Origin of the sequence: Cohnella sp. GCM10020058 (assembly GCF_042683485.1) — a bacterium.
GTDB lineage: Bacteria > Bacillota > Bacilli > Paenibacillales > Paenibacillaceae > Cohnella.
Map to the genome: position 1 here is coordinate 23,402 of NZ_JBHUJV010000022.1, position 25,462 is coordinate 48,863.

General features: G+C 49.9%; 15 protein-coding genes. 13 read left to right on the forward strand and 2 right to left on the reverse strand.

Going from position 1 to position 25,462, the window contains the following annotated elements; translation table 11 throughout:
- The first annotated feature begins 118 nt into the window (after positions 1-118).
- From ACFSR7_RS33135 to ACFSR7_RS33195, 13 genes are all read left to right on the forward strand, one after another.
- The gene (locus ACFSR7_RS33135; protein WP_378168927.1) at positions 119-700 is read left to right on the forward strand and encodes an LURP-one-related family protein; all 582 of its coding nucleotides are present in this window, start codon (positions 119-121) and stop codon (positions 698-700) included.
- A gap of 555 nt (positions 701-1,255) precedes the next feature.
- Positions 1,256-2,857: a hypothetical protein gene (locus ACFSR7_RS33140; RefSeq protein WP_378168928.1), complete on the forward strand. Its 1,602-nt coding sequence runs from the start codon at positions 1,256-1,258 to the stop codon at positions 2,855-2,857.
- Between the two features lie 269 nt (positions 2,858-3,126).
- Complete coding sequence (locus ACFSR7_RS33145; protein ID WP_378168929.1) at positions 3,127-3,867, forward strand: SGNH/GDSL hydrolase family protein; 741 nt, start codon at positions 3,127-3,129, stop codon at positions 3,865-3,867.
- Between the two features lie 246 nt (positions 3,868-4,113).
- On the forward strand, positions 4,114-4,557 hold the full coding sequence (locus tag ACFSR7_RS33150) for an ASCH domain-containing protein (RefSeq protein WP_378168930.1): 444 nt from the start codon (positions 4,114-4,116) through the stop codon (positions 4,555-4,557).
- A gap of 200 nt (positions 4,558-4,757) precedes the next feature.
- Entirely contained in the window at positions 4,758-7,877 is a 3,120-nt protein-coding gene (locus tag ACFSR7_RS33155; protein WP_378168931.1) for an apiosidase-like domain-containing protein, read from the forward strand.
- A gap of 63 nt (positions 7,878-7,940) precedes the next feature.
- Positions 7,941-10,415 (forward strand): apiosidase-like domain-containing protein, encoded by a 2,475-nt coding sequence (locus ACFSR7_RS33160; protein WP_378168932.1) that lies wholly within the window; start codon positions 7,941-7,943, stop codon positions 10,413-10,415.
- A gap of 285 nt (positions 10,416-10,700) precedes the next feature.
- Entirely contained in the window at positions 10,701-12,311 is a 1,611-nt protein-coding gene (locus ACFSR7_RS33165; RefSeq protein ID WP_378168933.1) for a sensor histidine kinase, read from the forward strand.
- Positions 12,308-13,855 carry a response regulator transcription factor gene (locus ACFSR7_RS33170; RefSeq protein WP_378168934.1) on the forward strand — a complete coding sequence of 516 codons (1,548 nt, stop codon included), beginning with the start codon at positions 12,308-12,310 and terminating at the stop codon, positions 13,853-13,855. The genes ACFSR7_RS33165 and ACFSR7_RS33170 overlap by 4 nt, the downstream gene beginning before the upstream one ends.
- Positions 13,856-13,987: 132 nt before the next feature.
- Positions 13,988-15,355 (forward strand): ABC transporter substrate-binding protein, encoded by a 1,368-nt coding sequence (locus ACFSR7_RS33175; protein ID WP_378168935.1) that lies wholly within the window; start codon positions 13,988-13,990, stop codon positions 15,353-15,355.
- A gap of 68 nt (positions 15,356-15,423) precedes the next feature.
- Positions 15,424-16,305, forward strand: coding sequence for a carbohydrate ABC transporter permease (locus ACFSR7_RS33180; RefSeq protein WP_378168936.1), 882 nt, complete (start codon positions 15,424-15,426; stop codon positions 16,303-16,305).
- The gene (locus tag ACFSR7_RS33185; RefSeq protein WP_378168937.1) at positions 16,305-17,147 is read left to right on the forward strand and encodes a carbohydrate ABC transporter permease; all 843 of its coding nucleotides are present in this window, start codon (positions 16,305-16,307) and stop codon (positions 17,145-17,147) included. The genes ACFSR7_RS33180 and ACFSR7_RS33185 overlap by 1 nt, the downstream gene beginning before the upstream one ends.
- Positions 17,131-19,866: a family 78 glycoside hydrolase catalytic domain gene (locus ACFSR7_RS33190; RefSeq protein ID WP_378168938.1), complete on the forward strand. Its 2,736-nt coding sequence runs from the start codon at positions 17,131-17,133 to the stop codon at positions 19,864-19,866. Before ACFSR7_RS33185 ends, ACFSR7_RS33190 begins: the two co-directional genes overlap by 17 nt.
- Before the next feature lie 18 nt (positions 19,867-19,884).
- Positions 19,885-21,558 carry a right-handed parallel beta-helix repeat-containing protein gene (locus tag ACFSR7_RS33195; RefSeq protein ID WP_378168939.1) on the forward strand — a complete coding sequence of 558 codons (1,674 nt, stop codon included), beginning with the start codon at positions 19,885-19,887 and terminating at the stop codon, positions 21,556-21,558.
- Between the two features lie 705 nt (positions 21,559-22,263).
- On the opposite strand, the gene ACFSR7_RS33200 is transcribed toward ACFSR7_RS33195, so the two are convergent.
- Both ACFSR7_RS33200 and ACFSR7_RS33205 read right to left on the reverse strand, forming a co-directional pair.
- On the reverse strand, positions 22,264-24,537 hold the full coding sequence (locus ACFSR7_RS33200; RefSeq protein WP_378168940.1) for a M56 family metallopeptidase: 2,274 nt from the start codon (positions 24,535-24,537) through the stop codon (positions 22,264-22,266).
- Positions 24,534-24,911, reverse strand: a complete 378-nt coding sequence (locus ACFSR7_RS33205) for a BlaI/MecI/CopY family transcriptional regulator (RefSeq protein ID WP_091171005.1) — start codon at positions 24,909-24,911, stop codon at positions 24,534-24,536. The genes ACFSR7_RS33200 and ACFSR7_RS33205 overlap by 4 nt, the downstream gene beginning before the upstream one ends.
- Positions 24,912-25,462: the final 551 nt, after the last annotated feature.

Consider the following 25,462-nt stretch of genomic DNA (forward strand, 5'->3'; position numbering starts at 1 on the left):
ACGACGGCAGCCGGCCCAAAAGTGCGGCTGTCGTTTTTCATGCCCTCAGGAAGGGTTTTCCATCGCCTTGTCGAATTTTAAGATTTTATGATGGAATTCAAGTCAATGGAGGCTAACCATGAATCCTAAATTTATGCATACGCAATACCTCGTCAGAAAGCAAATTACGTCGCTTGTGGGAGCGAGCGTAGATATTTTCGATAGCAGCGGACAACCGGTGTTATTTTCGAAGATGAAGGCGTTTAAGCTGAAAGAAGATATTCGGCTGTTTGCCGACAACACGATGCAAGAGGAGCTCATTTCCATTCAGGCGCGCAGCATTATCGATTTCTCCGCGAGCTATGACGTCGTCGACTCGACAACGGGCGAAAATCTAGGTTCTTTTCGCCGTAAAGGCGTGAAGTCGACGCTCCTGAAGGACGAGTGGGCGATATTGGATCCCAGCGAGAGAGAGATCGGGCTCATTAAGGAAGACAGCGCGATTTTTGCGCTGCTTAGAAGATATTTAACCAATTTGATTCCGCAAAAGTTCCATGTCGAGATGGACGGCGTGCCGATTGCGCTGTTCAAGCAGGACTTCAATCCTTTCGTCGGAAAACTGAAGCTGGACTTCTCGCACGATACGGACAACCGATTGGACCGCAGGTTAGGGCTGGCTGCCGCGGTACTGCTGATTGTCATTGAAGGGCAGCAAGGATAAAATCGGTCGGCGACGATTCATGGCCCGTTATGTGCGCGTTCAGCGTGCCGAAGCTTTTCGGATGTGATGCGAGACGAAATACCTGCATTTGTACAGGTATTTTCTGCCGACCAACGGCGCTTGATGAAATAACTGCAAATGTGCAGGTAAATTCAGAGCACAAGCCGCAAATCTGGCTGATAAAGGAAAATAAATGCGCATTTGCATCTTTTCTTCTCAAAAGGGGCGGTATCGACAAAATTAGATGTATATTTGCAGGCTTTAAGCGTGAATCAATTTTCGGATGTCTACCAAACCTATAAGGACCGTTAGGGTGATCTTTGATCCTCCCTGGCAGTCTTTTTTAGTTTATGGGGATCTAGTTCTTAACCTTGCACAAGGGCCTTGTGAGAGTGTTCATCCATTCCGCTAGACGTTACCGTTATTTCGATTACTTTCAATAAAATTGTCCCAGTTAAAGCCGCTTTTATCGCGGCTTTTTTTGGAATAAATTGAGGTAGAATAAGGAATCGAGAGATCCGCAACGCCAAACGAAAATGGGTAGGGTGATCCAAGATGAAGATGCATTATAGCATGGCCCATGAGCCATTGCTGGAATTATCCTCACGGGATGGATTGGTTGCAAATATGAAAAAGGCCGGAATCGAGAAAATTTGGATTGCCGGTTTTTTCTCCGGCGACATGGTCGATCTCGAAGCGCTTAAGCAGGCGAAGGCCTATGCGGAACAAAACGGGCTTGAAGTCGGCGCACTGACGATCCCTGTCGGTCATCCGGGCAATTCGCTTAACCCGGACGATCCCGATTCAAAGCTTAAAATTCCCGAGCATTGGCATTATCGGATCGATAAAAGAGGGGAAAACGCCTATTATTGTGGGGCGATCGATACTTGTCTGATCGAAGACAACGGGAAAGCGGCCGAGCTGCTCCGCGATGCAGGCTTTAAAGAAGTGTTTCTTGACGACGATCTGCGCGTCGGCAACTTAAATGAGAATATTGAGGGATGCTATTGCGATGCATGCGTGGCGGAATTCAATGCGATTTATCGTCGTCAAGAGACAAGAGAAACTTTGAGGATGCAAATTGCCGACAGACTGGACGCGGCTCTAATGAAGGATTGGGTTGCCTTTCAATGCGACAAAATTACGGCTGTCATGAAGGCGACGGATATTGAAGGCGTGCAGCCCGGGATCATGGTCATGCACTTTGGCGACGAACGGCACGGAATCGATATTTCTGCGATTCGGGAGCGGATTCCGAACACGCTGTTCCGAGTAGGGGAACATCAATTCAATGATGGGAAATTTGCCAATCCGCACGCAAAAGGCGAAGAAATGCTAGGCATCGCGTACCACCTGAACTTTATCGAAAAGCCATTCGCGTTTAGCGAGACGACGATTTTTCCTCCCCGGTCTTTAAAGGCGCTTAATTTGGTCTATAAAGCGAAGCTGGCGATTGCAGCCGGGCTCGAGAACATCCTCTTTATGAGCGGCACATGGGCGATGGATGACAGCTATTGGAAAGCGATAGCAGATGCGCTTCCGGTGTTGCGAGCGTTCGACAAAGACTGCGCGGACGGGGAAAGAAGTTATCCGGTTCATCTCGCTTACGGGACGCATGGCGCTTATGCAGAGCCCATCATCCCGACCAGTTTGCCGGTGTTGGCGGGCTTGCCGGTCAAACCTTTGCGCGCGGACCAATGTGATGATGACGGGGAGTTACTCTTGTTTTTCGGAGATTATGAAATAACGCCGGAATGGCAAGCGAAACTGTCTCACTATAAACAAGTGATTTTTGACCAAAAGGCCGCGTTGAAAAATAAAGCGCTTATCGAAGCGTTAAAGTCTACGGCTTCCAATCTGGTTTCCTGGGATCCTGCAGCGACGTCAAAGCCTGATGCTGCGGAAGTATCGCTGCTCCAAGCGCGCATCGGTCAAGATTCGTGGGCGTTCCCGCACATCGTCGAGGGAAGCCATATCGGGCTGGTATGGCTCAAGAATAGCGAGAAGGTCATTTTATATAACCTGTTGGAAACCGAAAATCAGGGCGTTGTCGAAACATGGGGCAGCAAGCATCCTGTTCGCTTGGGGCCGCTGTCCTTCGCGGTTCTGGCCGCATCGGGCGCTATAACGCAATACGATACGGCAATTGAGCTTTAAGGGAGATCACTTGAGCGACAATTGAAAGGTTAGCGCTTTAAGAGATCGGCGAGAGTACCATTCTGCGGAAAAATATGAAGATTGCAGGGAAATCCACAATCGTTGCTTCTATGAAAGAAGAGGACGGCTTCGTTCTGGAGATGCGTTGGAACGGATGCCAAGAAAGAATTCCGAACGCACTTACAATTACCATTAATATGTAATATACTCCGGGCTTCGACGGCTATATCGGCGGCTTCGGGGCGCAAGCCTACATCGGGACGACGCGTATGAGCACCGCGGCGACGGAGATTTGCCATCCGCTGTTCGAGCGGCTGGCGGCGCTGCCGCGCGAGGTGACAATCAATCTCCCGCTCTATCAGGGCGTGCGGGAAATATGGATCGGTATTGCTCCGGAGGCTGTGATTGAACCGCCGATGCCGTATGAAGATAGCCGCAAAATTATCGTATACGGCACGTCGATTACACAGGGCGGCTGTGCCTCCCGGCCTGGCATGGCGTATACGAACGTTCTGAGCCGCAGATTCCCGTACGAGTTCGTTAATGAAGGGTTCTCGGGAAACGGCAAGGGCGAGCCGGAGGTGGCGCGTATTCTGGCCGAGATCGACAATCCCGGACTGCTCGTGCTCGATTATGTTGCCAATGTGACGCCCGAGCGCTACCAGGAGACGCTGCCGACATTCATCGGCTTGTACCGAGAAGCGCATCCCGACGTGCCTATTCTCGTAGTGTCCAAGATTCGCTACGCAAGGGAAGCCTTCGACGAAGCTGCCTTACAGGGACGGCTTGATACCCGGGCGTTCGGCAAGGAAACGGTCGAGCGACTGAGGCAGGAAGGGGATGCGAATATTTACTTTCAGGATGGCGACGAGCTGCTTGGCGACCGCTTCGACGAATGCACGGTGGACGGCGTTCACCCAACCGATCTCGGCTTCCTTCGTATGGCGGACGGCTTGATGCCGGTGCTGTCGATCATCCTGGGATCGCCCGCGTCTACAAAAATAGATTAGTACAATGTCACCTATGCGCTGACCCGGAATTCAAGCGGCGCTACGAACTTGACGGGCAAATATGCCGAAGATGTCGGAAGTCAAAGACATTGTCCCATTAAAAAGCCGCAGCATTCGCGGCTTTTTTGTGTTTTATGGGATCAATTTCTTGTTATTGGCCGTTGCGTCTTTTTTATGCGGGAATGGAAAGTCTCGAGATGTTTGGGGAATCGTATTTCATTATGAACAGGAATGGAGTGTGGAGGAATGAAAATATTATCCATGATTCAACCATGGGCGACTCTGCTTGTCCAGGGAGAGACTCTCTATGAAACAAGATCCTGGACGACCCGGTATCGCGGACCGTTGGCCATTCATGCAAGCCAGAAAGTCGATAAGCAAGCCTGCAAACATGAACCCATACGTTCTTTACTCGCCAAGAATGGCTATACGGAACAAAACCTCCCTACGGGGGTTATACTTGCAACTTGCGAGCTTACAAATTGTTATCAAGTCATTGACGCTAATGATACGTCAGCCATTCTGGATGTCGGGAAGGTTGTGACTGGGGAGGACTTCCTGTTAGGCGATTACAGCCCAGGTTATTTTGCGTGGGAAATAGCGGGTTTCCGTCTGCTGAAGCCCTATATTCCAGCGAAGGGTAAACTTGGGCTTTGGGAATATCCGATAGACGAAGCGTCGATGATATGACCTAGCGGGCAGCTTTATTACGGTAAAGGGCAAATAGGCATGGCAAGTACGCATTGTAGAGTAAAATATAGAATAGGTAATGCAAATTTCACACATGTAAACGATGAGGTCGTTCCCTTAAGATATTTTTGAAAGCGCTTAATTATCGGAAAAGAAGATCATCTCATCTAAAGTACTCTTGAGGAGGACGGGATCCGCAAATGAAAAGCCGAATTATGCTGTTGATGACTTCGATGGTCGTATTTATTTCGCTTGTAGCAGGCCAGTTGTCTATTTCAGTTCCGAGAGCGCATGCCGCCTATGCTGCCGAACTGTGGAAAGCGGTAGACATCACCTTGCATAGCTCGAAAAGCTACTCCAACCCTTATTTGGATGTAGATATCAGCGCCACGTTTACCGGACCCGGCGGCATTAGCTTAACAATTCCAGGCTTTTGGGATGGGGGAGATACATGGAAAATTCGTTTTGCGCCTACCGTAACAGGCACTTGGACCTTTATGACTACGGCTTCAGATCCGACGGATACGGGATTACACGGACAAACCGGAACTGTAGTGAGCCAACCTTATTCGGGCTCTTTGAGCATCTATAAACATGGCTTCTTAAAATCCGATTCTTCGAATCGCTACCTGACCTTTAACGATGGAACGCCTTTCTATTGGTTGGCGGACACCCATTGGATGGGACTGTCTTTTCGGGAAAGATGGTCTGCTTCGAATGATTCGAGATGGTCATCTCAGTATAAGGCAATGGTGGATCAACGGGTCAAACAAGGATATTCGGTCTATCAGATGAACTTTTTTGCTTTCGAGCAGGGCGATGTGAGTTCGAGCGGGACCTACAATGAGGGCGGTCATGTTTGGAATTACAATCGGTATGACGCGAATGCATCGAGTTTTATTACGTCGAGCAGCCTATACGATAGTTACGTGGCCCACCCTAGCAAAGCGCTGGACAATCGAGAAGGGACGATGTGGAAGGCCGCCACAAACGTTTATCCCCAATGGTTTTCCATCGATCTTAAATCCAATACGACGCTTGGTAAAATCGACACTTTATTCGGAGCGAACGACACGTGGCGTTACAAAATCGAAGGTTCTGCCGATAATGTCGCTTACACGACGCTGGTAGACCGATCGGCAGGCGTTTCCGGAGATCGCTTCTCCGATCCCGTAACGGCGACGGCTAGATACTTCAGGATTTCGATCACGGGAGCAGCTGGAGGCAGTATTCCTTCCATTCGGGAATTTAAGGTATACAGCGCAACGAATTCTCTTTTGAATTGGAACGGATTCGCTTCTGACTTGAACCCCGGTTTCTGGCAAAACTGCGATCTTCGCATTCAATATGCGGTTGAAAATGGACTGGTCGCAGCGTTGGGCATCGACTGGGGAAGGCTGCTGGACAGCGGCAACGAAGATGATTACAAAAGAATGGCCAAGTATATTGTGGCCAGGTACGGTGCTTATCCAACGGTGTGGACAGGCGGAGGGGAGTATGGTCAAGGTAGTGCGGCCAGTTGGAAAAACGTACTCGATTACACCTACGCTATAGATGTATATAAACGGGCGAATACGCTTCACAATGATTACACGAATACGATTGCATTTCGCAATGACAATGCGTATCATATCGATTTTCTGCAGGGAGGGCATGGCGCTTTACTGGACAAAAGTTACTGGTTGAATCATTACAATGCGACGCCGAACAAAGTTGTAATTGAAGCCGAGGCCAATTATGAGAATATTAACGGTATACCATCTTCTTATACGAGGGAAACAGCCTGGAATGCGAATATGGCTGGCAGTGCAGGGTTCTCCTATGGCGCTGAAGGATTATGGCAAGCAACTTGGGACAGCAATGACACTTGGCAAGTGTGGGGAGGTGCCCCGACTCCCTGGTACAATGCCATCGATAAGCCGGCCGGAGAACAAATGCGTTATATGAAAGACTTCTTCGAGGCTGTGATTTGGTGGTCGTTGAAACCCGATGCTTCCGTTATTTCCTGGATCGGGGCTCCCTCGGGAACGCAAAGACCGGCTGCCAAAACAAACGTCGATCGGTCAACGATTGTGGCGTATTTGCCTTCAACGACAACGACCTATAGCGGTACGCTGAATGGCTTGAATGCTTCAGAAACCTATATGGCAAGCTGGTTTAATCCGCGTACCGGAAAATATTCGACGATAAACCCAGGATTTTCTCCGAACGCATCAGGGCAATGGAGTATTCCCACCCAACCTTCTACGGAAGATTGGACATTATGGGTTACCAAGATCACGAATACGGTGAATCCTCCAACAATGAGCATCGGTGGAGGGACATACGACTCCATGCAGGGCGTAGCGATTACTTCAACCACTACTGGTGCAACGATTTATTACACAACCGACGGAACGACGCCGACGACGGCAAGTCCAGTATACACCGGTCCTTTGCTGGTTACATCGCCTTACCCCGAGACCATTGTCCTGAAAGCCATTGCCGTAAAGAGCGGGATGGCGATTAGTCCGCAATCCATTGCGTATTACAAGCTCTTGACTCAGAATTTGGCGCTTAATCGAACTTACAGCAGTTCCTCGCAATACGATGCCAGCCAAACTGCCGCAAAGGCGTTCGATGGTTCCGCTTCGAACTGGCAAGCCACATCGGGGCATTATGCGAATGAATGGATACAAGTCGATTTCGGCAGCAATTTAACCTTTAATACCGCCGTGATAAGCGAATATGGCCATCGTACGACGGGATTCCAGGTTCAATACTGGAACGGCTCGGGGTGGGCTGCGGCTTATACGGGAACGACCATTGGCGATTATGGCTCACCGCTCACGGTTACATTTCCAACCGTCACTGCGAGTAAGGCTCGACTATTTTTTACGGGCGGTACAGGCTTTCAACCTATTATCTACGAGTTTGAACTCCTGAATCGAAATCATGCCCTAAATAAACCCATATCCAATTACAGCAGTTCTTCACAGTACGATGCCGGTCAATCCGCCTATCAGGCGTTTGACGGGTTGCTCGCGACCAACTGGCAAGCCGGCAATCAAATGTTCTCCGGGCAATGGCTATCGGTTGATTTCGGACAATCTGTAACTTTCAGCAAAGCGATAATCACGGAATACGGAAACCGCACGACAGGCTACAGAATTGAATACTGGAACGGTTCTTCATGGGCCACGGCGTACACGGGAACGACGATTGGCGATGCGAGCACGCCAAGAACCGTTACTTTTCCTGCAGTCAGTGGAAGCAAAGCGCGGCTCTATTTTACTTCCGGAGCCATGCAACCTGTCATCTATGAATTTGCAATCTACTGAGGGAAACGCTTGGGAAGAATGATTGATCTGAAATCATGCAGGATATGAAGGAGGACGCGTACGATGTATCGAAAACGGGGACTTGTAGCCAGATTGATGGTTTGTTTGCTTGTGCTTGGACTGTGGGCCGGATCGAACGCCCCGGAGGGGTCCGCAAACCATGCTTCTCCCATCGTCAAAGTCGAGCAGTGGAAAGTCGCGGAAATTACATTGAAAAGTACAAAGGTGTATTCAGATCCGTTCAACGACGTCCAAATTACGGCGACGTTCTCCGGTCCGGGTCAAACGATCATTACTCGACCCGGCTATTGGGATGGCGGAAACACATGGAAAATCCGGTTCGCACCGACCAAACCGGGGATGTGGAGCTATCGGGTCTCCGCTTCTGATCCGTCCGATACAGGGCTTCACAAGCAAGCCGGCCAAGTTTTGAGTCAGAAGTACAAAGGCGACCTGGATATTTACAAGCACGGATTTCTGAAGGTGAGCGACAGTGGCAAGCACTTGAGTTATGCGGACGGAACGCCGTTCTTTTACTTGGGAGATACGCATTGGATCCTGCCGCATGAGCGGTTCTCCACGTCTAATGCGCCCGGCGTCGCTTCGCAGTTCAAGTACATGGTCGACAAACGAAAGGACCAAGGGTTCACCGTATATCAATCGGAGCCGATCTGGCAGCCGCATGGCGGAACGCATACCGGAGCGGATGAAGAAAAAACGGCGAATTTGAGCGACGGCTTTACGGCAGACGATCTGGAAGGCTTCCGCAATCTGGATCGGAAGTTCAAATATATCGCCGATAGCGGTCTAGTTCATGCAAATGCGCAAGTGACATGGGCGCTTGACCCGGCCCAATATCCGGTATATTCGGAAGCGTATATGGCACGAATCGCGAAATATTGGGTGGCCCGCTTCGGCGCATATCCGGTCATCTGGACGATCGCGCAAGAAATCGACAAAAATATGTATGGCAACTACAACGATGAAACGATGGGCAAGTGGTATGCCGTGGGGCAAAGCCTGACCGACAACGACGCGTACAAACACCCGATCATGCCGCATATGGAAAGTACGAATTCGACGCTGCCTGCGAGCTCCAGTTGGGCGGACAAACCGTATCATGACGGTTGGGCGGTTCAGTGGCAGGGCAATCTTTCCGGCATGAGGGTAGCCAAATCCTTCTGGAATGCTTCTCCATCCAAACCCGACGTGTTGTACGAAAGCGGTTACGAACAATTTTGGACCGATAACAGAGGCGCATTGGGCGCGGCATATAAAGCGTTTCAGTATGGAATGTACGGGTACGGGTATGGGGCAGCGGGCGTGTGGAACGATATTTATTCGAAAAAGGGAGAACCGGACGACTTCGGAACGGCTTCCGAGATGCCTGGCCGGTACTACTGGTGGTTTGACGGCGCGAATTTGAAAACGGGAGATCAATTGACCGATTTCAAAAGATTTTATAGCGCGCTGAAATGGTGGGCGCTCGTTCCTCGATTTAACGACGGATCCTGGGCTTCATTTAAGGACACTACCCGATCGCTGCTGTCATCGGACGGTAACAACACCTATGTCGTCTTTTTTTACAACGACGATGCAGCTACCGGAACATTGAAGAAGATGGACAACACCGCAATATATAATGCTTACTGGTTCGACCCGCGTCAAGGGGTGTACTACAGTATTCCGGAGACGGTCAAGGCAAAAACTTCTAGCTGGTGCATTCCCGCCAAGCCGAACAACGAAGATTGGGTGCTGCTGCTCGAGAAGCAGAAGAAAGGGAAGCCAGACAATAAGAATAAGAAAAATGCCGTTCTCGATCCGGTGATTCAGCAAAAGATCGCCGACACTTTGCAAGCGGAATCGCGTTGCTTCGTTCAGCCCGGCCAGGAGGGGGAACTACCCGTGCCGGTATCGACATGGAAATTCGACGAAAAGACGGGCAATACGTCTGTGGAATCTTCCGGATCCGGTTCGCCGGCCCAGTTGAAGAACGGAGCGGGGATCATACCCGGCGGCGTCGCAGGCAACGCGCTCTCGCTGGATGGCGTAGACGATTATGCCGAAATCGATAGCAGCGCATTGGATGGCAAGGATCAATTTACCATCTCCCTATGGGTGAACATGGCGAGGCTCCCGAAGCTCAATTATTCCTTGATCGGCAAGGAAGGCGGAGATACGGACAATGCGTTCAGATTGACGATATTGCCAAGCGGAGCGGGACATTTCGTCATGAGTACGCCGGAAACGCGCTGGTACAGTACGGTTGCGGCATTTGATTGGCCCTTGCAGCCCAATCAATGGCATCAGGTCACCGTTACTTATGACGGGAAAAATGCGCGTGTATACGTGGACGGCGAGGAAGAGGGCATGAGAGGAGAGATAAGAGGAGGACTGATGACCGTAGCGAATCCCATTCGTCTCGGCTATCAATCTGCCTCGAATATCGATTACGCGCAAGCCGACATGGACGAATTGCGATTATATGACCGGGCGCTGACGGGCGACCAAGTTGCAAAGCTCTTCTCGCTGCGATAAGAGAACGAGGCCCAAAATGACGATGGAGCTCCTACCGGACTTACCGGAAAGGAGCTCTTATCTTTGTCAAATACAGAATGGATAAAGCAAAACAACGCATTGACGGTTGCCGCCGCCTTCTGGGAGGATAAAGAGGATACATGCATTCGAATACGGTCGATGACAAGGAGAGGTTCACCAGTGAGAGTCGTTCGGTTCATTCGATCGAAATTGCACTACAAAATGATGTTTATCTATTCTCTCTTAACGCTGGTACCGTTAATCATTGTAAGCGCAACCTTCTACGTGACATCGAAAAGAATTATTGAAAATAATGTCGACCAGTCTTTCAAGCAAACGATGGCCGAGACCTCGGATAAAATCGACGGCGTTTTTAAAGCATTCGCAAGGGAGGCTGCCGGCATCGGCGACAATCGGTTCGTCAACGTTCTCCTTCGCAACGCTTCGGCGCCGGACAAGTATCCGCTGGCGCCATCCGAACGAGCGGCGTTGGAGGAAAGGGTGCAAGAAATGCTGCAAATCGAGCTGGACGACATGGGCAAGAACATTGGCGATCTCGCCGACTCTATTCATCTCTTCGACGTTCATGGTAAACAATATTATGCTGGTGCCGGCTCCGACATTCAATATTACGATGCGATCGTCATCATGCCGTTCGAGAAGCAAGGCGTTCCGGAGTGGGCGTTTTTCGTCGATCATCGTCGGCTGATCTGCAATTTGCAACTTGTCGATCCGGAAATGGGAACGGTTCTCGGAAATTTGGTCGTCCTGCTGGATCCGATCAAAGTGACTTCTTTATACGACTCCTACGACACGGGTTCTTTTTTCATTACGAGCGCAAGCAATGTCGTGTTATCCTCCGACCTTCAGCGTTCGATCGGCGAGCTCCTTCCCTCGCCGGCGACGGGAGACACGATAACAACGGAAAGAGAATCGAAATGGACGGGCTTTAAATATGTAAGCCGCATTCCCGTTTCCGAAGCGAGCGCGGGAATCCGAAGGCTGGCCGTCTTCTCGGTCGCGGTCGCGCTTGCGTCCTGGATCGCGGTCATCGTCATTACCTATTACGTGCTGCGAAAAATCACCAGCCCCTTGGCTACATTAAGCAAACTCATGCGCAAAGCGCAGAAAGAAAACTACCAGTTAATCGAAAACTTCGGGTCCCACGATGAGATCGCGCAGCTCTGTCATAGCTTTAATCGGATGATTCTGGAAACGAAGGAATTGATCCAGAAGGTCTATAAAGCAGAGATTGAGCAGAAGGAGGCCCAATTGGCTGCGATCAGGACTTATTTCAACCCCCATTTTTTGCACAACACCCTGGAATACGTGAGCATTCTGGCCAAATCCAAAGAAAATATCGAACGGATCCCTTACGTCGTGAAAAGCTTGTCCAGCATTATCCGTTTTTCGATTTCGCCGGGGGAAGCTTTCGTTTCTCTGGACGTCGAGATGAAATTCGCGAAAACCTATATGCAAATCCATCAATATCGTTTCGAGGACCGATTCGAGTACAGTATTGACTTGCCCGAACACTTGAAACGGCTCGAGGTTCCGAAGCTTATTCTTCAACCGATCATCGAAAATGCGTTCATTCACGGAATCGATCATATTCGCGGGATAGGCCGAATCGATATCAGAGCTTATGAGAGCCAGTTTAATCTTGCGATCGAGATCGAGGACAACGGCGGTTCGGCACAAACGCATCCCCGCGTGTCCAAAGGGATGGGATCCGGCTTGAAAGGAATCGAATCCCGGATTAAGCTGCATTTCGGCGATCGTTATGGCATGGAGAAGCGGCAAGGCGAACGAGGGATGATCGTAACGCTGCTTTTGCCGATCATATTAAACGAGTCAACGGATTTTTTATCGGAAAAGGGGATCCAAGCACCATGAAGCTATTTATTGTAGATGATGAAAAAGCCGTCAGAGATTATATCGTCTCCCTCCCGGCCTGGAATCGTCTTGGCTGCAAGATCGTCGGACAAGCGGCCGACGGTTGGGAAGCCTACGAAACGTTAAGCAGAACGAACGCTGACGCGCCGGATGTGTTAATAACCGACATTCGAATGCCTTACATGGATGGCATCGAGTTGACCAGACAAGTTCTCGAAGACTTCCCCGATGTGAAAGTGATCTTTCTGACCGCGCATGGCGAATTCGAATATGCCAAACAGGCCGTCAAGCTAGGCGCCGTAGACTTTATTACGAAACCGTTCAACGAAGACGAGCTCGTGGAACGCGTGAAGTGGATCAGAGATCATCGGTTGAATCGCCGGAGACCGGAATGGGTTCAACAGGAAGAATGGATCCGGATGCTGTTGTCCCCCGCGACGCCGGACCGGGAAAAGACCGGTCTGCCTGCAGAGCTCGAAACGATGAATCAATCGGCGGTTTTCCTCTCCGTCGAAATCGACAATGCGGGTATTCTGGCCGATACGGGAAAACCGTTTTCGAACCTTGCGATACGCGAATTCATCGCCGACGTCATGACCTTGCACCCGCATCCTTACTGGTCGTCCCTGTCGCAAAGCGGCGTTTATTTGGTTTTGTTCATGCCCCCGGCCGTTCCGAAGGAACAATCGGCGCACGAAGCGATGGAGGTTGCCCGGCATATTCTGGATGCGATCCAAGGGTCGTTCGGTTACAGCGTTTCGATCGGCATCAGCGATCTTTTGCCCTCCGCGGCAGCGCTTCGGAAGGGGCTTGAACAAGCCCAAAGCTGCTTGGATTACCGGATGCTGATCGGACGGAATTCGATCGTTGCTTACTCCGCCTTGCTCTCGATGCGGGAACAGAAGCGGGAGCAATCGGAGATGAACCGTTCCGAACTGACCGAGCTGTTGCGCAAAGGAGATGAAGCGCCAATCTCCGATTATTTAAAAAACCTGAATCGAACGTTCATGTTGGAAGGAATAAGCAAGACGCGCATTCAGGAGGCCTGTATGGAAATGGTGGAGACGGCGGGCCAAGCCCTGCATTCCTTCGGCATTCAACCAAGCCCGGAGGAGACGATCGCCGTTCGCAAAAGCGTTCTGTCCTTTACGATTCTTTCGGATTTGATGATCTATATGGAACAGTTTCTGAAGAAAACCGCAACGCTCGTAAGTTCTGCCAGACAAAGCGCTTCTGCTCATTACATCGATACCGCCATGAAGTTCATTGAAAGCCGCTATATGGAGGACATCACGCTGCAAATGCTGGCGGACAAACTTTTCGTTAATTATTCGTATTTAAGCAGGCTCATCAAGAAAGAAACGGGGCGTAATTTTAGGGATTTATTATGGGAGCATCGGATCGGCATCGCCAAGGAGAAGCTTTCAACGACCAACTTGAAGCACTATGAAGTGGCCTATGCGGTGGGATTTAAGGACGCCGCCCATTTCAGCCAGCTGTTTAAGAAAATGACCGGGAAAACGCCCGGCGAATATAAGGCTTAAAGACAAATACAGAACAGTTCAAGACAAATAGACACATGTCGATCCGCGGATCGATTGTATAAGCTTATGAATAGGGAGGCGCCGTCGCCGGGCGACGCCGAACCGAACTCGACAATCAGGAGGTCAAATCTAGTGAAAAGAAAAAGAATGCTTCTCGCATCGCTGACCCTCGTGCTGGCCACGCTGATCTCGGCATGCGGAGCAAACAAAGCAAACGATGCCCAAACTTCGAAAGCCCCGGACTCGGCCGCTTCCGAAGCAAGCGCAACCTCTGCCGGCTCGGTCGGTGGAACCGACGATTCCTTTACGATCCGGATCGGAGCCTGGTTCATCGACGACCGGCCCTTCATGCAAGAATTCAAGGCAAACGTCGAGAAGGCTTACAAAGAAAAATATCCGAAAGCCTCCATTCAATGGGATATTACGCTTGGGGATACGTATGCGGATAAGCTGAAGGCAGAGCTGGCCTCGGATACGGCGCCGGACGTTTTTTTCCATCAGGGTAAAACCGCTGCGTTCGGAGAAGTCGGATATTTGGCGGATTTGTCAGGCGAGACGTGGGCGGCTAAGCTGAATCCGGGAACGAAAAGCGCGTATTCGTCCAAAGATACGGTATACGCGCTGCCTATGGGCATCGCATCGAGCGGGATTTGGTACAACAAAAAAATATTTGCCGACCTCGGGATCGAAGTGCCGAAATCCTGGGCGGAGATGGAAAGCGCATTCGCGAAAATCAAAGCGGCGGGCATTACGCCGGTTGCCGCCGGATTTAAGGATGCTTGGACCGCAAGCATGACCTTTAACCTGTGGATGCAGCCCTACGGCAACGAGAGCAGCCCGACTTTCGGCAAAGATCTTTACGAAGGCAAGAAGAGACTGGACGGTCCGGAAGTTCAAGCGGTCATGACGCATCTGCAAGAAATGGTTGAGAAGGGCTACTTGAACAAGACGGCGCTTAGCATCGATTGGCCGCAATCCGCGGAGCTGTTCACCTCGGGGAAAGCGGCCATGATCGTTCAAGGTCCTTGGATGCCCGGCACCGCGCAGGAGAATTTCCAAACGAAAGGCCATACCGCATTCGATCTCGGCTACTTCCCGTTCCGAACGGACAAGGGGTACGCCAAGCTGTCATTAGGCATTGACCAATCTCTTTCGGTGAACGCCAAAACCAAGCACCTGCAGCAAGCGAAAGACTTGGTCGGCGTCATCGCGAGCCCGGAAGTGTATGGACCGTTTAACGTAGGCAGCGGAACGGTACCGGCCATTCAGGGTATGCAGCTCGACTATCCGAACGCCGCGTTAAACGATTTATTGAAGGTTGTCGACGAGACGGAATCCGGCATGGGATATGAAATTTATGTGCCCGCTTCCGCTATGACGTCGCTCGTGGAAACGTTCACGAAAGTAGCTTCGGGCATCAAGTTCGATCCGAAGGATTTGACGGAAGCCCAGAAAAAGCTGGAGAAAGACAAAGGAACGGTCATTCTTCCTGCAGAGTAATCAAAAACTATTCCAATTCGACCGGCCGGCGCTTAGCGCGGCCGGTCGAATAGTAAACGGGTGAGATCATGTTAAAAGCCAGTACCCGGGAGTGGTGGACCGGTTTTTGGTTCATTCTTCCGGCAACCGTGTTGTTCGTCGCGTTCGTCTATTACCCTTTCGCATCAAGCGTGTATTATTCGTTTACGGAATGGGATTCCATTCGTCCCGCCAAGTTTATAGGTTGGGACAACTACGCATTTTTGCTCGAAGATTCCAAAATGCTTCAGGCGGCCAAGAACACGATCTTGATCACCCTCTTCGGCATCGTCGTTCAGAACCCCTTGTCCTTACTGCTGGCGATCTTGCTGAACCGCTCTTTCCGTACGAAGGTTTTGCTCAGAGTCGCGTTTTATTTGCCCGTTGTCGTAAGTCTTGTGGTTACCTCTATCGTTTGGGGTCAAATTTTGCAATACGACGGCTTGCTTAATCATTTTCTGGAAAAATTGGGCCTGAATCCCTGGGAACGCGATTGGCTGGGAGATACGCGATCCGTGTTCCCGACCATTATCGCCCTGACGCAGTGGCAAGGGCTTGGGTATTGCGCGGTGATTTACTTGGCCGGTCTGCAAGCCATTCCCCAGGATTTGTATGAAGCCGCGAAAATGGACGGCGCCAAGGCGGTCAACCGGTTTGTGCACGTTACGCTTCCGATGCTCATGCCCGCGACAACGATCGTCGTGTTCTTGACCATCGTAGGCGGCCTGAAAATGTTCGATATTCCCTATATCATGACGGGAGGCGGTCCCGGTTCGGCTTCCTACACCCTTACGCTTGCCATCTATAATGCCGCATTCCGGGAAAATACGTACGGCTATGCGATCGCAGGCGGGATCGTTCTGATGATCTTCATTATGGCCGTTACGCTTCTTCAATTGAGGGTCATGCGGCGCAAAGAGGTGGAGATGTGATGAGCAAGCGCTCCGCCAAGCGGAATGACCGTACGAGCCTAACGTTGGAGATTTTATTGTTATTGATCGCATTGCTGTTTTTGTATCCGATTTTTTATCTCATACTGACGAGTTTTAAATCTCCCGATCAACTGTATCAGCCCTTGGCGATGCCAGATTCATTCTATTGGGGCCATTACGAGAAAGCCATCGAAAAGGTGAACGTTTTGCGCGGTTTTTTCAATACGTTTGCAATTAGTGCCGGATCGATCGCGCTGATGGTCATTGTCTCTTCCATGGCGGGGTATGTCATTGCGCGCATTCCGCGCAAGTTCTTTCAATTTCTCTTCTATTTCTTCATCTCCGGCATGGTGATTCCGCTGCAAACGGGAATGATTCCAATCTTCAAAATGGGGGTTGCCTTGCATCTGATCGATACGCGCACCTTCATGATCTTGTTGTACGCGGCGGGCGCGCTCCCTATGGCGACGTTCATGTACGCAGGATTTACGAAATCCGTCCCTAGGGAAATCGAAGAATCGGCTGCCATCGACGGGTATGGAAAGCTTCGCGCGTTCTGGATGATTATTTTTCCGCTCCTGCTCCCGGCGACGGGGACGCTCATCATGTTGAACATTTATGGAATCTGGAACGATCTTTTCGGTCCGCTGCTTTATTTGAAGGATCCCGCGAAAATGACGCTGATGGCACAAGTCGTCCAATTCAAAGCGAATACCCAATCGATCGATTACGGTCCGATTTTCGCGCTGTGCGTCATGGCGACTTTGCCGCTGATCGTTCTGTTTTTCTTCACGCAAAAATATATGATGAAAGGACTCGTTGCCGGTGCGGTTAAAGGCTGATCCCTTCATAATCGAGAATATTCAGAGGCCCGGAACGATCGATTTCGGCATTACGGATCTACGCATCGAATACAGGAGAAATCCGATCGGCATCGGCGTGCGCGTCCCACGGTTCAGCTGGAAACTTATCGGAACAGGAAGGGGAATCCGACAAGGCGCGTATCGGATTCAAGTATCCGAGAACGATCCGCAATTCCGCAATCCGATCTGGGATACCGGCGAGGTGGACTCGGATCAATCGGTGCACATCGCGTATGAAGGGTGTCCGCTTGCGTCTCGTCAAGTCTACCACTTACGCGTGCGTGCTTGGGACGCCAAAGGCCGGGAAAGCGACTGGCAGACCGCCTTCTTCGAGACGGGGATATTGGAATACAGCGAGTGGACGGCACAATGGATCACGCTCGATCCGGGGAAGCATGATCGTGCTGCGGAAGCTTTGCCCCTTTTCCGCAAAACGTTTGAAACGAAATCCCCCGTGCGCTCCGCCCGAATTTATGCGACCGCTCTCGGACTGTACGAATTGGAGCTTAACGGCAATCGCTTGAACGATCAACTGTTCGCGCCGGGGTGGACAAGTTACCACAAACGGCTTCAAACGCAAACCTACGATGTGACGGCGAATATCCGTATGGGCGATAATGCGATCGGAATAACCGTTGCGGACGGTTGGTACAAAGGCAGAATCGGGGGCCATCCCCGTGATTTTTACGGCAATCGCCGGGCTGCGCTGCTTGAACTTCATCTCGCCTACGAAGACGGCAGTGAGCAAACCGTCGTTACGGACGGTTCCTGGCGAGCGGAGACCGGTCCGATCGTCATGGCTTCCCTTTATGACGGAGAAAGCTATGACGCCAGGCTCGAGAAGGACGGCTGGAGTCTGCCGGCGTACGACGATCGAAATTGGCTGCCCGTCGAAACGATGAAACGCGGCAACCATATGCTGCTTCCGCAAGAAAACGTACCGACGGCAGTCGTAAAAGAGCTTCAACCCGAGCGGGTCTTGCGGTCGCCGAGCGGAGAGACGATCTTGGATTTCGGCCAGAATCTGACCGGATGGGTGTCTTACTCGGTGACGGGGGAAGCGGGTAGGCTTATTGAACTGGCTCATGCCGAAGTATTGGATTCGAACGGCAATCTATACGTCGATAATTTGCGTTCGGCTAAGCAGATGACCCGTTATATATGCAAAGGGACGGGGAACGAACGCTATGAGCCGAGGTTTTCGTTTCAAGGCTTTCGCTATACGAAAGTGAGCGGATATCCGGGTGACGTAATTCCCGATTATTTTACCGCGCATGTCATTAGCTCCGACTTGGAAGAGACGGGTACATTCGAATGTTCGGATCCGCTGGTCAATAAATTGCAAAGCAACATCGTCTGGGGACAGCGCGGGAACTTCCTGGACGTACCGACGGATTGCCCGCAGCGCGACGAAAGATTGGGATACACGGGCGACGCTCAGGTTTTCATCCGGACGGCAGCCCATAATATGAATGTTGCCGTTTTCTTTACCAAGTGGTTAAGAGACTTGAAGGCGGATCAATTGCCGAATGGCGGCGTGCCCAATACGGTTCCCGACACGCTGCCGGGTTGGGAGATGCATTCGGCGGCAGGATGGGGGGATGCGGCGGTCATCTGTCCATGGACGATGTATGCGTGCTACGGGGATCTGCGATTGTTGGAAGAACAATACGACAGCATTAAAGCATGGGTTGCGTTCTTGAGAAATTCGGGGGAACAGGAGTATCTCCGAAACGATGGTTTTCAGTTCGGGGATTGGCTGGCACTCGATGCTCCTGCGGGGAGCTTTACGGGCGCGACGCCGAAAGACTTTATCGCAACCGCGTTTTACGCACATTCGACGAATTTGCTCGCCAAATCCGCGCGGGCGTTAGGAAAAAGAGAGGAAGCGGCAAAGTACGAGGCGCTGTTCGTGAACATTCGCGACTGCTTCAATAGAGAGTTCGTTACGCGCACGGGAAGACTATCATCCCCGACGCAAACAGCGCATGTATTAGCGCTTCAATTCGGCTTAGTCGAAGGTCCGGTTCGCAAGAGAGTGGAGGAAAGCTTCATTCGGCTCATCGAGGAATCGGCGTATAAGCTGACTAGCGGATTTCTTGGGACCCCCTATATTTGCCCTACACTGTCGGACATCGGCAGAAATGATTTGGCCTATCGGTTGGCGTTATCCCGCAACTATCCGTCTTGGCTGTATTCCGTCGAACAAGGGGCTACGACCATCTGGGAACATTGGGATGGCAGAAAAGCGGACGGTTCGTTCTGGAGCGCGGATATGAACTCCTTCAATCATTATGCATTCGGCGCGATCGGAGAGTGGTTTTATCGCTACGTGGCTGGAATTGACACGGTTGAAGCCGAGCCGGGATTCAAAAATATTGTGATTCGGCCTCTTCCGGGCGAAGGGTTAAATTACGCCAAAGCGACTTACCAATCCATGTACGGCGAGGTCGTGTCCGGATGGAAGCTGGAGAACGGGGAGATGAACATGGAAGTGAAGATTCCACCGAATACGACGGCTACGCTGGAATTGCCGAACGCTTTGCAGGATCGGGTGACGGAGCACGGCATCCGACTAGGCGAAGCGGAAGGGGTTCGGATCGTAGCGCTCCACGACAATCGCGTTACGCTGGAATTAGAGTCGGGGACTTACCGGTTTCAATATGAATGGCGTACCTCCTCGGAGGTAAAAAATTGATCATCCGAATGGAGCAGTTTGGCGCAAAACCGGAACAAGGGTTTGGATTCCTGCAAGGAACTTGAAGGCGCCGTACTTGTATTTCCGCGTGGAAACTATCATTTTTGGCCTGACAAGGCGGTAGAAAGGCAACTGTTCATCTCGAATCACGATCAAAAAGGATGGCGGCGAATCGCTTTCCACTTGGCGGATCGGAGCGGGTTAACGGTCGACGGACAAGGATCGGAGTTTATTTTTCATGGTCCGATGATTCCATTCGTCATTGAAAACTGCTCCAAAGTGCTTGTTTGGAATCTTGTCATCGATTGGAAGGAACCGATGTTTGCGCAGGGCACGGTTTCTCGCGCAGACCATGAATCGTTTGATATTCAAATACCGGAGGGAACCGAATATAAAGTCGAAGATCATGCGGTATGGTTCACATTCGGCGGGAAACCCGAAAAAGTATGGGGATTGAACGAATTCGACAAACAGACGAAAGCGCCTGCCTATCAAAGCGGAGATCAATTAAGCTGGGGGAACTACAGTAAAGTCCGCATCGAACAATCGCGCTCGGGCGTCATTACTTTTCAAGGGGATAACATGAAGCTCCCGCGGATCGGTAATGTCATCGTCATGCGGTTCGGCAGAAGAGAAAATTCGGCTTTTTTCATCAACGGCGGGGAAAACGTCAGCGTGGCATCCGTGAACGTGCACCATGCACCGGGCATGGGACTCATTGCGCAATGGTGTACGAATATCCACTTGCACCAAATCAATGTGATGCGGAGACCCGGCTCGGACCGTATCGTAACCGCCACCGCGGATGCCACACACTTCGTATTTTGTCGCGGCAAGGTGACGCTTGACCATTGTCTATTTGAAAACCAATTGGACGATCCATGCAACGTGCACGGCATTTATGCCAGAATAACCGAAAGGCTCGGCGATGATAGGCTGCTGGTTGAACTCGCGCACGACATGGCGAAGGGAATCAAAATCGCCGATCCCGGCGATCGGCTTGAATTCGTGCGACGCGACTCGCTGTTGACTTATGCGAACTTAACGGTCAAAAACTTGAAAGTGCTAAATAAGGATTATGTGGAGCTGGAATTTGAACAGCCGCTGCCGGAAGAAATGGAAATTGATGACGGTGTCGGAAATACGTTATGGCAACCCGATTTAACCGTTACGAATACGACGGTCAGGTCAAACCGTGCCCGCGGTTTTTTGATCACCACTTCAGGCAACGTGCTGCTGGAGCATAACAAGATCAGCGCCCCGGGGGCGGGCATTAAAATATCCGGAGACGTCAATTACTGGTTCGAGTCTGGAGCCGTGAGACAGGTCATCATTCGCCATAATGAATTCACGGATTGTAATTATTGCTGTCCGGAGTGGGGAAAGGCCGTTATCGACATCGATCCCGAGATTGAGTGGCCGAAGGCGAACGAGGAATGCTATCATCGCCATATTTCGATTGAGAAAAATCGCTTCGTAACGTTCGATACCGGTATCCTTTACGGTCATTCTGTCGATGGAATCCGCTTTGTCGACAACGTCATTGAAAAAAGCGATTCCTATCCGCCGCATCATGTCATGTCATATCCCATTCAGCTTAAGGCGTGCAAAAACGTCACGATATCGGGCAATCAATGGCCGAATGGACCGCAAACCGTCGCATTGGTCGATGATGAAGAGAGGCAGGTTTGAGGATAGGAGACAATCCTTACTGGAGTTACAGCGCTAAATCAGCTCCGTTGACCTTCTTTACTGGCGACGGAGCTTAATCATCCCATAAATTTGTGCTTTATTCAGGTAGAACAGCATGGTGCAAATGCATCGAAATAGATTTCGGTTAAGTAAGCCACAGGAGGAGCAGGCGTTATATGAAGCTTTCAAAGTCAGAGCTCGTGGAGTTGTTAATCCGATCAGAGCAATACATCGCGCAGAATAATAAGCTCTGGTTGAAAAAAGAATTTGAAAGGCACCAGTAAACTTTGGAATGGAAGCAACCGGACACTATAGCGAGAGCCGGATGCAATTGGCATCCGGCTCTCGCCATCAGGCGATGGTGTGGGTCTTCTTGCGATGGGGAAATGACGCCAGGCATACTTCGGACGCCTGGCGCTTCAGGAGCTTTGCCTGATCCGCACCGCTATTGAAAAAGCGGTCGTCCCTCCAAATCCGGAGTAACGTCTCCATTGCTGCTTCATGAGCCATTTCCTCGCTGCGGAGCTGTGTGTAGCATAGCCGGTAACAGAACACCTCCATTTCTCTCAGACAGTTAATGCGCTGCGCTTTGTCCAACTCCTCATCACCCCGTTCCAAAACTCATATTTTGACGTAATGACCGACGTGACGAACTGGTCCTCTTTATGTGCTACTGATTCTCATGATAACGAACTTATTTCCCGGTCATTGGGCAGGAGTAAGCACTAGGGATTTCAGGTTTTCTTCCTGATGTTTGTCCACCCCAATGAAAGAGGCCGTGTAATAAATGCCATCTTGCTGCCACATGTAATACGTTTGTGTTTTGAACTTCAACTTATTGTTATCAGAATGAATAGGCTCCCAATAGATATGATCGTTATCTGCATATGCGGAAATTTCAATGCCATCGATCTCAAATTTCCGTAGGAGCGACAACTTATTCGCATCTACGACGGGTGCTTTGCTCTGATATAAACTGACACTGTCATTCATTTCATAAATAGTGGAATTGTAAGGAACGCCATAAGAATTCAGCAAGGTGTCCGAGACCGGTCTAATGGGAAATCTGGTGTTCTTATCGTCGGCTCTCAACATAAGCGAATCGGAAAGTTCAAGACCAAAATCTGAAATGTCGAACGGGAACTTCACGGGAAATCCAAGAATAGTCTTCGCCGCTCGCAAATCCGTCTCGTCGTATAAAGGGTATGAATTGCCCTCACCCTTATAGTCTACATTTTGAACTTGGTTAGGCAAGGCAAATGACCGCACGATTGGCACCAGTTCGTCCTGAGAAAGATCATTGCTAAAGTAATTAATCGAATACGTTACATCGTTATCCTGCCATACGAAACTTTTGGCCATAGCTGGTTTTTGCTTGTACCTGGGCATTTTACCCGTGTACAAAACACCTTTAACATCGCCTACGATCAGGTCTTCCTGCTTGTAGGAAAGCACGCGACCCGGCTCTTGTGTATTTTGAAAATGAGAAGAAGAAGCGCCCCATAACAAATTATGCTCCAGTAAGGTGCCCTTTCCTTTAGAAGCGTACACCACGATATTCTGCTCGTCTGTATGGCCAAAGTTCGATACGAAAGTGATCGTTACGAATTCAATCAAGTCTGCTTTATGCGCACTGCTGAAATTTTCATTCAATTCCACATCTTGCAGGTGATAACCTTCGGGCAGATAGTCAGGTACTTTAAAGTCAAACTTTGAAAAAGCGAGCGCCCGGTTCAGATTATTAAACCATTTGAACGAGGGTATGAGCCTGTCGATCTGAAAAGAGGAAACCGTATTTTTCGGCTTGGAATACGTTGCCTGGGAGGCATTCGATTCGGCATTCGCGTTGGTCAGCACAACTGCGCCTAAGACTAGAATCACTAAAATAGCGACCGCAGACAGCCGGTATGAACCTTGTTTAAACTTCGTGATCATGGTAATTCTCCGTTTCGTCTCATTCTTGTTGTTGAAGAAATAGGAAAGATAAATCCGTGAAGATGAACTCCGCGAAAATAAACGCGACAGCATAAGAAGTGTCAAGCCGTACGACGAAGATTCCCGCTCTCCCAGCGCCTCAAGCACAACCGCATCGCAGGCGATTTCCCTATCGGAAGCCATTTTTTGCCGAGCCAGCCAAACCAAAGGATTAAACCAATGCAGCCAAACAGCTAACGTCCAAAATGAATTGAACCATAAATCTTTACGTTTAAAATGTGCTAGCTCGTGCAGTAGAATATGTGTCAACTGCCGGGAATCAGCAATTATAACGATATCCTCGGGCAAATAAATTCTCGGCATTGTCATTCCGTAGATGCAAGGGCTGTGAAAACAACTTGTTTCATAAACGGGAATGGTTCGTTTAATGCCCAGTTTATTACTGCACGCTTTAAGAACAGAAAGCACCTCTTCGTTGTTGATCAGGCGGGAGAACCTGGCTTGTTTTCTGAATCTTAGTGTCACAATCAGGTAGTAAATAGCGAGTAATGCTAATCCTGCAAGCCAGATAAATAAGCCGATTGTAAGTGCATTTGACAAGCCCCGTTTTACCTCGCCGGTATAAGAGAGAGGAGTTTCTTTATCCGAAATAGTAACCAGCCTGGATGCGGATAAATCGGGAGGCGGGCTTTCTTTTGCTTTTTGTTGTAAGGTTGTCTTCGTTTCGTAGCCGGATTCGAAATTGACAGGGGAAAGGGGGTGGTTATCCTCTCCCTGTTCCACGGAATTATCAGCAGGATGGCTGAAATCAGTTGTCCATTTATCTGTTATCGTTTGCGGCACCAAATTAAACAAACTGATGGAGCTCGACGGACCAATAGGTACAAGCAATTTAATTAATACAAGGAACCATAAGACATGAATGAGTCTAGGTGTAAGCTGCAGATGGAACAACTTCCGAATGAAGAGCAGTAGCAAAATGATTGCCGCCGACGCCAACGATGCATTCAAAATAAGGGAGAACATCGAACTCATGAATATCATGATTTCTTCTTCTTTTCCAGCAGTTGTTGAAGCTCCTCGATAGCTTTCTCCGATAGAGTTTCTTCCTCAAGAAATTTCGTAAAAAGCATGCCTACGGCCCCGTTATAAACTCTGTCTAGAAAGGATCGGTTCTCGGTTTTCAAGTATTCTTCTTGTGAAACCAACGAAAAATAGAGATAATTCCTGCCGGCCTTTTCGAAACGAATCGCATGCTTCTTGTGCAGGCGGTTAAGGAAGGTTTTGATCGTCTGGTCCGTCCAGCTCATCTGATCCGACAACTTCGAAATGATCTCACTAGCAGACAAAGGTTCCTTCTGCCATAGAAGCTTCATTACTTCGCTTTCAGCTTCGGTTATGTGGGGAGAGTTGCTCATCTTAGTCACCTTTTTCTACGTACTATGTTTACGGGTGTAAACGATATTTCTAGTTTACACTTGTAAACAAAGTGAGTCAAGAGGACGGTATTGCTCGGTTTATTGGGGCAATTTAGGTGGGGTTAACGGGGAGTCTTGTTGGCGTGTGTAAACAAAACATCGGAATAATAATCAAGGCATTCATTATGTGTCGACGAGTAGTAAGAGTAAGCTCATCATTTCCACGTGGCTCGATCTGGCTCGGCTTTGTTCCATGGCAACCAGAAGACGAGTCAGCTTTCCGCAAAGCTTCATTATCAGGCACATAAAGAAAGACAACTTAGTATTTTAAGCGAGGAGAACTACTCATAAAGAGAGTTATATAATGTGGCACATCATAATAATAATAAGAAAGTCTTGATACAAAGGGCTTTGAGCCATAATGCATACATATGTACAAAATACAGGTTTTGTGTTTATGTACATATTTCGAGCAGCGGCAAGGCGTTTTTGCTCGAATATTTTTTCCAGTTCCGGAGGTTTAAATTGGACTCATACCGTCATCACGCCGA